The following is a 10,758-nucleotide window of genomic DNA, read 5'->3' as shown; positions in this document are numbered from 1 at the left end:
CGGCGTCAAAGTCGGCAAAACACCCACCGAAACCGCCGAACTGGCCCGCAAGGAGATGCCGACCGGGTGAGTGTCCGGCCGCGCCCTCAGCGTCCCGATGCGGCATCGTGTGCGTCCGATGCCGCATCGGGAAACCATTCGCCGATTCTGCGGCGCATCCACTCCGGCCGTGGCGTCCGGTCCTCCACGGGCAGGACGAACGTCGAAGGCACTGCGGGCACCACAGCTCCCGACGGCTCGGCGTAAGCGGCCTTCCGGTGGAACAGCCGCACCGTCGACAGCGCCCAGCGCACCGTCGCCAGATCGCAGTCGTGGAACAGGAAGTACGCCGCGGTCACCGGGTCTTCGGTCGGTGCCTCGCTGAGCGTCGTCCATTCCGGATTGAACATCTCCGCCCGCCGTATGCCGGCCTCGTCGACAGAACTCGCGCCGCCCGCGAAGTCGGGCACGACGGCGGCCAGCCACACCAGGAGGGTTCTGCAGAGGTCCGCGTACGTACCCGGGGCAAGGACTGAACGCGCCCGGCCGAAAGCCGTCGGATGCGCGGCTGCGGGGCCGACGACCGCCGATGGGTGAACATACGCCCGCACAAGTCGCGGGCCCGTAGACGTTCATCGACAGCGCGTTGAACAAGACAAACAGATGCCTCGCACGCACGGCCTCCGCGACGGCCGGCAGGAGCAGCGCTGCGCCCGAATGTGCGACGACAACCCGCTCCACCGCGCCGGGCACCTGCTCCGCGGACGACCGGGCATAGTCGGCGGCGAGCCGGCCCGGCCGGGCCATCCGTGAGGTCAAACCGCCCACGCGCGGTGCCCGCGCCTGCCGAGCGCCTCCCGCAGACGATCCCAGCCTGCCGGTGCCTGCGTGGTGCCGTGCACGAGTACGTAGTCCAAGCGAACAATGCTTCCCCCACGCGAGCAAGGAGGGGGAAGCATCGTTCGTTCCGGGCCGGACCGTCAGCGGCTCAGCGCGGGTTCGGCCACGCCGGGCAGCGTCAGCCGCGGCCTGCCGGGCTGCCGCAACAGCCGGACGAGCCCGGCACCGGTGAGGCTCAGCGCCGCGGCGACGACGAACGCCAGCGCGTAACCCTCGCTGCCGACGACGTGCCCGGCGAGCGCGACGCCGAGCAGGCCACCGACGGCCTTGGCTCCGTAGAACACGCCGAAGTTCGGCAGTCCGGGACGCTCGCCGAAGTGTCCCTCCACGAGGCCGGGCAACAGTCCGTAGCAGGCGCCCGCGCCCGCACCGGCCAGCCCGGCTCCCACGAGCAGCAGTGGCGCGAGGCCGTGCTCCCCCGCCAGCAGCAGGATCACCTGCGCCAGTCCTCCGCCGTAGAGCGCGACCCGGACGACGCGGCGGCGGCCGAACCGGTCCCCCGCCCATCCCTCGGCGGTCCTCGTCACGCCGCTGGCCGCGGCGAGCACCGCCAGCGCCGCCGCACCGAAGCCGGGGCCCCAGCCGTTGCCGGTGACGAAAACCGCCAGGTACGCGATGTCGAACAGGATCACGGCCGCCGCGCACGTCACCGCCAGGTACAGCAGTCCCGACGCGGGGCAGCGGAGCATCTCGGCGGCCGAGTAGCGGCGAATGGCCGGCCGGTTGCCGCGCAGTCCCGGGTTCACCGACTTGTCGAGCGCCCACGCTCGCGGGTCGACGTGAGCCGGCCACCAGAACTCCGGCGGGTCACGCAGCACCAGCGCCGCGGCGCCGACCAGCACGACGACCGCGGCACCGGCCGCCCCGAGGAACAGCTCGAGCGATCCCGGGCCCGCGAAGCGCCCCGCGAGCACCACGAACGGGATCGCGCCGTAGGCGAACGCGCCGCTGACGAACGCGGTACGCGCGGGACGCTCCGGATACCACTTCGCGACGACGCCGAGGCACGTGCCGTAGATCAGCCCGGCGCCGATGCCGCCGAGCACGCCGTGGTTGAGCAGCACCACCATGAAGCCGCTGGATCCGCCGAGCGTGACCAGCCCGGTGGCACAGAGGGCGGCCCCGGCGAGCATCGTAGCTGCGGGGGCGAGCCCGAACCTGCTGCGCAGGCGGGCCGCCGGATAGACGGTGCCGCTCTGGCAGAGAATCCAGACGGCCAGCACCCAGCCGCTCTGGGCGAGCGTCCAGCCGTGCGAGGCGCCGAGCACCGGCATCAGCGCGCCGTAACCGTACTGCCCGACGCTGGCGACGAGCATCGCCGACCAGGCCGCCCAGAGCATCCACGCGCGTGAGCGGCCGAGCAGCTCACGGTCGGTCTCGCCGACGCGGTAGCGCCGGCCGTAGAAATCGCGGATCTCCCTGACCGGGGGAGCAACAGAGGGTCCTGACATACACCCACCCCATTTTGCATACAGTATGGTGTAGCCAGTATGACAGCTTTTCCCTGTGATGTCGAACACAGCAATCGTCCCCAGCCGGGACGGCGCGGGCGGGGTCAGTTCCGCGACCAGGCCACGCGCATCCACTGCACGGCGAGCACCGCCATACCGGCGACGGCGATCACCATGCCCAGGCCGGGACCGCTGCCCGCCGCGCCCGTGGCGGACGACGACTGCTGCGACCAGATGGCCAGCAGGCCGTCGACGAAGGCGAACCAGCCGCCGACCGCGCACACCCATGTCAGCCACCAGCGCCGGGTTGCCAGGGCCAGCACCGAGGCCAGGACCCCGAATCCGGTGGACGTGGCGGCGAACAGTTGCGGGATGGCGTCATCCGCCTGTCCGGCCAGCACCTGCCAGCCCACGTGGCCGTCGACCCAGGGCAGCAGCAGGCTCACCACGAGCACGAACACCACGACCGCGAGCACGAAGCCACGCCTGCCGAGCTCGACCGTCTTGACCGCCTTGGTGACGGCGGCGTCGACGTCGGCCGCGAGCTCGTCGATGTTCGAGCGGTCCCCGTCCTGCGCGTCGCTCACAGCGAACAACCTCCGATCCCGGAAACCGCCGGGGCGGGTGCCGGAGCGCCGAAGGCAGGCAGGCCCAGGCTCACTCCGCTCGTCCTCGGCCGCAGGCCCGCCTCGGCGTTGTCACCAGCTCGCGTCCGCCGGTGCGAGAGCACCTCGCCGTCGGCGACGAGGTGGTGCGGCGCCGCATAGGTCACCACTGCCTCGACGATGTCGCCCGGACGCACCTCCCCGTCCACCGCCCGTCCGCGCGGTGCGAAGTGCACGAGCCTTCCGTCCCGTGCCCGGCCGCTCATCCGGTGCGTCTCGGCGTCCTTGCGGCCCTCGCCGGTGGCGACGAGCAGTTCGACCGTCTTCCCGACCAGCTTCTTGTTCTCCTGCCAGGCGACCTCCTCCTGGACCGCAACCAGGCGTTCGTATCGCTGCTGGACGAGCTCCTTGGGCACCTGGCCGTCCATCTCGGCGGCCGGGGTGCCCGGGCGCTTGGAGTACTGGAAGGTGAACGCGCCGGAGAAGCGAGCCTGGCGCACGACGTCCAGCGTCGCCTCGAAGTCCTCCTCGGTCTCCCCGGGGAAGCCCACGATGATGTCGGTTGTGATCGACGCGTCCGGCATCGCCGTCCGCACCTTGTCCAGGATGGACAGGAACCGGGATGCCCGGTACGAGCGGCGCATCCGCTTCAGAACACGGTCCGAACCGGACTGCAGCGGCATGTGCAGCTGGTGGCACACGTTCGGTGTCTCCGCCATCGCGTCGATCACGTCGTCGGTGAAGGCGGCTGGATGCGGCGAGGTGAACCGCACCCGCTCCAGCCCTTCGACCGAGCCGCAGGAGCGCAGCAGCTTGCCAAAGGCCAGCCGGTCGCCGAACTCCACCCCGTAGGAGTTGACGTTCTGCCCGAGCAGGGTCACCTCCAGCACGCCCTCGGCGACGAGGGCCTCGACCTCGGCGAGCACCTCGCCCGGCCGCCGGTCGCGCTCCTTGCCGCGCAGCGAGGGCACGATGCAGAACGTGCACGTGTTGTTGCAGCCGACCGAGATCGACACCCAGCCCGAGTAGGCGGAGTCACGGCGCGCGGGCAGGGCCGAGGGGAAGGTCTCCAGCGACTCGAGAATCTCGACCTGGGCCTCGGCGTTGTGCCGGGCGCGCTCGAGCAGTACCGGGAGCGAACCGATGTTGTGCGTGCCGAACACGACGTCGACCCACGGCGCGCGTTTGACGATCTCGCCGCGGTCCTTCTGCGCGAGGCAGCCGCCGACGGCGATCTGCATACCCGGGTTGGCCGCCTTGGCCGGGCGGAGGTGCCCGAGGTTGCCGTACAGCTTGTTGTCGGCGTTCTCGCGCACGGCGCACGTGTTGAACACGACGACGTCCGGCGTGTCGTCACCGGCGGGCACGTAGCCCGCGTCCTCCAGCTGCCCGGCGAGACGCTCGGAGTCGTGCACGTTCATCTGGCAGCCGAAGGTGCGGATCTGGAACGTTTTAGGAACGCCTGTACTGCTCATCGCGTACCAGGGTAGCGCCGCGGACACGCGCGCCGGCAGCGCCGTACCTGGTCAAGCCTCGTGAGTGCGCGCACGAGTTGGAACGCCTCTGGGCGCTCACGAGGGGCCAACCGCACCTCATCGGCGGTCGCGGCGGCGGGATGGCTAAGGTTCGGCCACAGTGTGTCACCAGCCCGCGCTCACCCGGCCGGTGACACATAGGGTTGCGGTTTGACCGAAGTGCCGCACAAGGGTCGCCCCGGGGTGTTAAATCTCCCCGACGTCGCCCGAGACGCCGTGATGGAGGTTAGATGAGCACCGCCGAGGCCGCGCCGCCGATGATCAGGGCGAGCGCGGTGAACAAGCACTTCGGCGACCTGCACGTCCTCAAGGACATCAACATCGAGGTCCCGAGGGGCCAGGTCGTGATCGTGCTCGGACCATCGGGATCCGGTAAGTCGACCCTGTGCCGTGCGATCAACCGCCTGGAGCCGATCGACTCCGGCGAGATCGCTATCGACGGCAAGCCACTGCCCGCCGAGGGCAAGGCGCTGGCCGCCCTGCGCGCGGACGTGGGGATGGTGTTCCAGCAGTTCAACCTCTTCGCGCACAAGACCATCCTCGACAACGTGACGCTCGGGCCGGTCAAGGTCCGCAAGCAGTCGCAGGCCGACGCGCGCAAGACGGCGATGGAGCTGCTCGAACGGGTCGGCATCGCGAACCAGGCGGCCAAGTACCCGGCGCAGCTCTCCGGCGGGCAGCAGCAGCGGGCGGCGATCGCCAGGGCACTCGCGATGAAGCCCAAGGTGATGCTGTTCGACGAGCCGACCTCGGCGCTCGACCCGGAAATGGTCCAGGAGGTCCTGGACACCATGATCGGGCTGGCGGACGAGGGCATGACGATGGTCGTGGTGTCGCACGAGATGGGCTTCGCCCGCCGCGCCGCGCACCGGGTCCTGTTCATGTCGGACGGCGAGATCGTCGAGGACGCCGACCCGGACGAGTTCTTCACGGCACCGAAGTCGGAACGGGCGAAGGACTTCCTCAGCAAGATCCTTACGCACTAACCAGTTGGAAGGGATACACAACGAGATGCGGTTGAGCAAAGTCCTGCGCGCAGGCGCAGTCGTGGCCGCGGCAAGCCTCGCGCTCGCCGCGTGCGGTGGGGGCTCGGACGGGGATTCCGGCGCGGCCGAGCCCTCGGTGAACCAGGAGGCCGAGTTCGAGGCCGGTACCACCATGGCCCAGCTGAACGAGGCGGGCACGGTGACGGTCGGCACCAAGTTCGACCAGCCGCTGTTCGGCCTCAAGGGCCTGGACGGCGAGATGGAGGGCTTCGACGTGGAGATCGCCAAGATCATCGCCGGCAAGCTGGGCATCTCGCCTGACCAGATCACGTGGGAGGAGACGCCCTCGGCGACCCGGGAAGAGGTCATCGAGCAGGGCAAGGTCGACTTCGTCGTCGCCACCTACACGATGAACGAGGAGCGCGCGCAGCGTGTGTCGTTCGCCGGCCCCTACTACCAGGCCGGCCAGGATCTCATGGTCAAGAAGGACAACACCGAGATCACCGGGCCGGATTCGCTCAAGCAGACGAACGCGCGGGTGTGCTCGGTGACCGGGTCCACACCGTCGGAAGAGATCCTGAAGTACGTCGACAAGGAGCAGCTCGTCCTGTTCGACGTCTACTCGAAGTGCGCGGACGCGCTGCGCAACAACCAGGTCGACGCGGTCACGACCGACAACGTGATCCTACTCGGCCTGGTCGAGGAGAGCGGCGGCGACTTCAAGCTGGTGGACAAGCCCTTCACCGAGGAGCCCTACGGCATCGGGATCAAGAAGGGCGACACCAAGTTCTGCGAGTTCATCCACGACACGCTCAGGGAAGCCGCCCAGAGCGGCGACTACGAGGAGGCGTGGAAGAACACCGCGGGCAAGGTCTCGGAAAACACTCCCGAGCTGCCTGAGCTCGGCACCTGCGCCTGACGGACTACCTACGCTGGGGCGCCCGCCATCACGGCGGGCGCCCCGGCTTTCAGGTTCGGAGACAACGTGAACGTCATCATCGAGAACTTCCCGCTCTACGTCGATGGCTTGCTGAGGACCCTCCAGATCTGTGCGTACGGCTTCGTCGGTTCGCTCGTACTCGGCACGATCCTCGGCGCGTTCCGGGTTTCACCGGTGGCTCCGCTGCGGTGGGTGGGCACCGCCTGGGTCACGGTGTTCCGCAACTGCCCGTTGACGATCGTGTTGTTCTTCTGCGCCTTCGGACTCCCGGAGGTGGGCATCAACGGCCTCTACTTCTGGTTCGGAGTCACCGGCCTCGTCCTCTACACCTCCGCCTTCGTCTGCGAGGCGGTCCGCAGTGGCATCAACTCGGTATCGCCCGGTCAGGCCGAAGCGGCCAGGGCGGTCGGGCTGAACTTCGGCCAGTCACTGTCCAGCGTGATCATGCCGCAGGCAGTGCGCACCGTGATACCGCCGCTGGGGAGCGTGATCATCGCGATGATCAAGAACTCGGCCATCGTCGGCGCCTTCGGTGTCGGCGGTGATCTGTTCGCGGTCGGCCAGGGACTGGCCTCCGCCCAGGGCAAGGCCGCCCTGCCCGTCCTCACCGGGGTGGCTCTCGGGTATCTCGTGATCACGATTCCGGGCGGCCTGCTGCTCGGGATACTGGAGCGGAAGGTGGCGATCGCCCGATGAGCACCTCGATCCTCTACGACACACCGGGCCCGCGCAGCAGGCGGCGCACCGCCATCGGCAGCGTCGTCGCGGGGGTCGCGATCCTGGCCGCGCTGGCACTGGTCGTACAGCAACTGGCGGAGCAGGGCCAGTTCGACCTGGAACTCTGGTCGCCGTGGATCGACCCCACCGACGAGCAGTTCCCGGCCGTGTGGGACCTGATCACCGAAGCGGCGATCAACACCCTGACCGCGGCCGTACTCGCCATGGCGTTCTCACTGGTCATCGGCACGTTGCTCGCACTGAGCCGGATCACCGCCGCCGCCTGGTACCGGTGGATCATCGTCGGGGTCGTCGAACTGCTCCGTGGCATCCCGGTCGTCATCGCGATCTTCTTCGCCGCACGGGTGCTGCCGCAGTTCGGCCTCGATCTGCCGACCCTGTGGTACCTGGTCATCGGCCTGACCGCGTACAACTCGGTGATCATCGCGGAGATCGTGCGGGCGGGAATCAACTCCCTGCCGCGCGGGCAACGCGAGGCGGCCGAGTCGCTGGGGCTGCGCCGCTCGCAGGTGCTCGCCCAGGTGCTGTTGCCGCAGGCGTTCCGGGTCATGCTCCCCGCGCTGATCAGCCAGCTGGTCGTCGTGCTCAAGGACACGTCGCTCGGCTTCATCATCTCCTACGAGGAGACGGTCAACACGGCGGGCATCATCATCCAGAACCTGCGCAACCCGATTCAGACGTACCTGATCATCGCCGTGCTGTTCATCGTCGTGAACTACGCGCTGAGCCGCCTCGCCGTCTACATCGAGTACCGGCTCAGCCGCGGCAAGAAGAGCGTCTCGAAGAAGGCCGAGGAGGCCACGATGTCCGAGGCGGGCACCGCGGGTGCATAAGCCTCGTGAGTGGCGGGACGAGTTAGAACTCGTCCCGCCACTCACGAGCGGTGACCAGGCAAAAGGCGTTGGCGCTCAGTTCTTGTCGCGCTTGAAGAGCTTGTTGCCGAGCCAGACGATCGGGTCGTACCGGCGGTCGGCGACGCGCTCCTTCATCGGGATCAGCGCGTTGTCGGTGATGTGGATGTTCTCCGGGCAGACCTCGCTGCAACACTTGGTGATGTTGCAGTAGCCGAGGCCGTGCTCGGACTGCGCCGCCTCCCGCCGGTCGGCCACGTCGAGCGGGTGCATCTCCAGCTCCGCGATCCGCATCAGGAAACGCGGTCCCGCGAACGACTCCTTGTTCTCCTCGTGGTCGCGGATCACGTGGCAGGTGTCCTGGCAGAGGAAGCACTCGATGCACTTGCGGAACTCCTGCGAGCGCTCCACGTCGACCTGCTGCATGCGGTAGTCGCCGGGTTTCAGGTCCGCGGGCGGGGTGAACGCCGGGATCTCCCGCGCCTTCGTGTAGTTGTACGACACGTCGTTGACGAGATCGCGGATCACCGGGAACGTCCGCATCGGCGTGACCGTGATGACCTCGTCCTCGTCGAAGATCGACATCCGGGTCATGCAGAGCAGCCGGGGCCTGCCGTTGACCTCCGCCGAGCAGGAACCGCACTTGCCTGCCTTGCAGTTCCACCGGACCGCGAGGTCCGGCGTCTGCGTCGCCTGCAGGCGGTGGATGAGGTCGAGAACGACCTCACCCTCGTTGGCCTCGACAGTGAAGTCCTGCAACCCGCCGGAACCGTCGTCGCCGCGCCAGACCCGAAGCTGTGCCTGGTAACTCATGTCAGGCCGTCCTTCCCGGGTGGTCGGTGAGCTCTTCGGAGGTGTAGTACTTCTCCAGTTCTCCGAACTCGAACTGCTCCAGCAGGTCGGGGCGCATGGGCTCCTGTTCCTTGGCGACGACCTCCACATCGGGAACCGGACCGTCGCCCGCGGTGCGGCAGACCAGCAACGTGTTGCGCCACTTGGCGTCCATCTGCGGATGGTCGTCGCGGGTGTGCCCGCCCCTGCTCTCCGTCCGGCGCAGCGCCGCCCGCGCGACGCACTCGCTGACCAGCAGCATGTTGCGCAGGTCGAGCGCGAGGTGCCAGCCCGGGTTGTACTGCCGGTGCCCCTCGACCGTCACGCCGGCGATCCGCCGCCGGATGTCGGCGAGCTTGTCGAGCGCCTCCTCGATTTCGTCGGCCTTGCGGATGATGCCGACGAGGTCGTTCATCGACTGCTGCAGCTCCATGTGCAGGGTGTAGGGGTTCTCCGGGGTGGTCCCCTCCGGCGGCGGGTCGAAGGAGGCGACGGCCGTCTTCGCCGCCGCGTCAACGGTGGTGTCGGTGACCTTCGGCCGCTGCCCGAGCGACTCCACATAGGACGAGGCGCCGAGTCCCGCGCGCCTGCCGAACACGAGCAGGTCGGAGAGCGAGTTGCCGCCCAGCCGGTTGGAGCCGTGCATCCCACCGGAGCACTCCCCCGCGGCGAACAGCCCCGGCACGCTCGACGATCCGGTGTCCGGATCGACCTCGATCCCGCCCATCACGTAGTGACAGGTGGGGCCGACCTCCATCGGTTCCCTTGTGATGTCGACGTCGGCAAGCTCCTTGAACTGGTGGTACATCGAGGGCAGCCGCTTCTTGATCTCCTCGGCGGGCAGCCGGCTGGCGATGTCGAGGAACACGCCGCCGTGCGGGGAGCCGCGTCCCGCCTTGACCTCGGCGTTGATCGCCCTGGCGACCTCGTCGCGGGGCAGCAGGTCCGGGGTGCGGCGGTTGTTGTCCGCGTCGTCGTACCAGCGGTCGGCCTCTTCCTCGCTGTCCGCGTACTGTCCTTTGAAGACGTCCGGGATGTAGCGGAACATGAACCGCTCGCCCTGCGAGTTCTTCAGCACGCCGCCGTCGCCGCGCACCCCTTCGGTCACGAGGATGCCCTTGACGCTGGGCGGCCACACCATGCCGGTGGGGTGGAACTGGACGAACTCCATGTTGATCAGGTCGGCCCCGGCCCGCAGCGCCAGCGCGTGGCCGTCACCGGTGTACTCCCAGGAGTTGGAGGTGACCTGGAACGACTTGCCGATCCCTCCGGTCGCCAGCACCACCGCGGGCGTATCGAACAGGATGAAGCGGCCGCTCTCCCGCCAGTAGCCGAAGGCGCCCGCGATCCGGCCCTGCTCGCCCGATCCCTCCTTGAGCAGCTCCGTGATGGTGCACTCGCCGAAGACCTTGAGCTTGGCCTCGTAGTCGCCGTACTGCTTGAAGTCCTCCTGCTGCAGCGAGACGATCTTCTGCTGCATGGTGCGGATCAGCTCGAGCCCGGTGCGGTCGCCGACGTGCGCCAGCCGGGGGTAGGTGTGCCCGCCGAAGTTGCGCTGGCTGATCCGGCCGTCCTTCGTGCGGTCGAAGAGGGCGCCGTAGGTCTCCAGCTCCCAGACGCGGTCCGGGGCCTCCTTGGCGTGCAGCTCGGCCATCCGCCAGTTGTTCAGGAACTTCCCGCCGCGCATCGTGTCGCGGAAGTGCACCTGCCAGTTGTCGTTCGAGTTCGCGTTGCCCATGGAGGCGGCGCAGCCGCCCTCGGCCATCACGGTGTGCGCCTTGCCGAACAAGGACTTGCACACGACCGCAACACTCAGCCCCCGCTGCCGTGCCTCGATCACCGCACGCAGGCCCGCGCCGCCGGCACCGATCACCACGACGTCGTAGCTGTGCCGTTCGACCTCGGTCATGTAGTAGCCACCTCGGTAATTCCGTTGTCTCGG

Annotated in this window: 10 protein-coding genes; 4 read left to right on the top strand and 6 right to left on the bottom strand. The window is 68.6% G+C overall.

Annotated elements, in window-relative coordinates; genetic code table 11:
- Window positions 1–86 precede the first annotated feature (86 nt).
- The 4 genes from JAP66_RS21535 to miaB form a co-directional block, all read right to left on the bottom strand.
- On the bottom strand, window positions 87–467 hold the full coding sequence (locus JAP66_RS21535) for a hypothetical protein (protein ID WP_199433611.1): 381 nt from the start codon (window positions 465–467) through the stop codon (window positions 87–89).
- Window positions 468–959: 492 nt separating this feature from the next.
- Window positions 960–2,330, bottom strand: coding sequence for an MFS transporter (locus tag JAP66_RS21530; RefSeq protein WP_199433610.1), 1,371 nt, complete (start codon window positions 2,328–2,330; stop codon window positions 960–962).
- A 104-nt stretch (window positions 2,331–2,434) separates the two neighbouring features.
- Complete coding sequence (locus JAP66_RS21525) at window positions 2,435–2,917, bottom strand: Rv2732c family membrane protein (protein ID WP_199433609.1); 483 nt, start codon at window positions 2,915–2,917, stop codon at window positions 2,435–2,437.
- Window positions 2,914–4,410, bottom strand: a complete 1,497-nt coding sequence (gene miaB / locus JAP66_RS21520) for a tRNA (N6-isopentenyl adenosine(37)-C2)-methylthiotransferase MiaB (RefSeq protein WP_199433608.1) — start codon at window positions 4,408–4,410, stop codon at window positions 2,914–2,916. The genes JAP66_RS21525 and miaB overlap by 4 nt, the downstream gene beginning before the upstream one ends.
- A 290-nt stretch (window positions 4,411–4,700) precedes the next feature.
- Between miaB and JAP66_RS21515 the strand changes: the two genes are divergently transcribed.
- The 4 genes from JAP66_RS21515 (at window position 4,701) to JAP66_RS21500 (ending at window position 7,967) form a co-directional block, all read left to right on the top strand.
- Entirely contained in the window at window positions 4,701–5,456 is a 756-nt protein-coding gene (locus JAP66_RS21515) for an amino acid ABC transporter ATP-binding protein (protein WP_372448997.1), read from the top strand.
- 25 nt (window positions 5,457–5,481) lie between these two features.
- Window positions 5,482–6,375 (top strand): glutamate ABC transporter substrate-binding protein, encoded by an 894-nt coding sequence (locus tag JAP66_RS21510; protein WP_199433607.1) that lies wholly within the window; start codon window positions 5,482–5,484, stop codon window positions 6,373–6,375.
- A gap of 66 nt (window positions 6,376–6,441) precedes the next feature.
- Window positions 6,442–7,092, top strand: coding sequence for an amino acid ABC transporter permease (locus JAP66_RS21505; protein WP_199433606.1), 651 nt, complete (start codon window positions 6,442–6,444; stop codon window positions 7,090–7,092).
- Window positions 7,089–7,967 carry an amino acid ABC transporter permease gene (locus JAP66_RS21500; RefSeq protein WP_199433605.1) on the top strand — a complete coding sequence of 293 codons (879 nt, stop codon included), beginning with the start codon at window positions 7,089–7,091 and terminating at the stop codon, window positions 7,965–7,967. Before JAP66_RS21505 ends, JAP66_RS21500 begins: the two co-directional genes overlap by 4 nt.
- Before the next feature lie 75 nt (window positions 7,968–8,042).
- On the opposite strand, the gene JAP66_RS21495 is transcribed toward JAP66_RS21500, so the two are convergent.
- Window positions 8,043–8,798: a succinate dehydrogenase/fumarate reductase iron-sulfur subunit gene (locus JAP66_RS21495; protein ID WP_199433604.1), complete on the bottom strand. Its 756-nt coding sequence runs from the start codon at window positions 8,796–8,798 to the stop codon at window positions 8,043–8,045.
- 1 nt (window position 8,799) lies between these two features.
- Complete coding sequence (locus JAP66_RS21490; RefSeq protein ID WP_199433603.1) at window positions 8,800–10,725, bottom strand: fumarate reductase/succinate dehydrogenase flavoprotein subunit; 1,926 nt, start codon at window positions 10,723–10,725, stop codon at window positions 8,800–8,802.
- Window positions 10,726–10,758: the final 33 nt, after the last annotated feature.

Source organism: Qaidamihabitans albus, assembly GCF_016464705.1.
Taxonomy (GTDB): Bacteria; Actinomycetota; Actinomycetes; order Mycobacteriales; family Pseudonocardiaceae; genus Qaidamihabitans; species Qaidamihabitans albus.
This window is presented reverse-complemented; position numbering and strand designations above follow the sequence as displayed.

Excerpts from the sequence above, each read along its gene's own strand:
- JAP66_RS21530 (WP_199433610.1), bottom strand. The coding sequence starts at position 2,330 with ATGTCAGGACCCTCTGTTGCTCCCCCGGTCAGGGAGATCCGCGATTTC.
- JAP66_RS21490 (WP_199433603.1), bottom strand. The coding sequence starts at position 10,725 with ATGACCGAGGTCGAACGGCACAGCTACGACGTCGTGGTGATCGGTGCC.
- miaB (WP_199433608.1), bottom strand. The coding sequence starts at position 4,410 with ATGAGCAGTACAGGCGTTCCTAAAACGTTCCAGATCCGCACCTTCGGC.
- JAP66_RS21495 (WP_199433604.1), bottom strand. The coding sequence starts at position 8,798 with ATGAGTTACCAGGCACAGCTTCGGGTCTGGCGCGGCGACGACGGTTCC.
- JAP66_RS21510 (WP_199433607.1), top strand. The coding sequence starts at position 5,482 with ATGCGGTTGAGCAAAGTCCTGCGCGCAGGCGCAGTCGTGGCCGCGGCA.
- JAP66_RS21515 (WP_372448997.1), top strand. The coding sequence starts at position 4,701 with ATGAGCACCGCCGAGGCCGCGCCGCCGATGATCAGGGCGAGCGCGGTG.
- JAP66_RS21500 (WP_199433605.1), top strand. The coding sequence starts at position 7,089 with ATGAGCACCTCGATCCTCTACGACACACCGGGCCCGCGCAGCAGGCGG.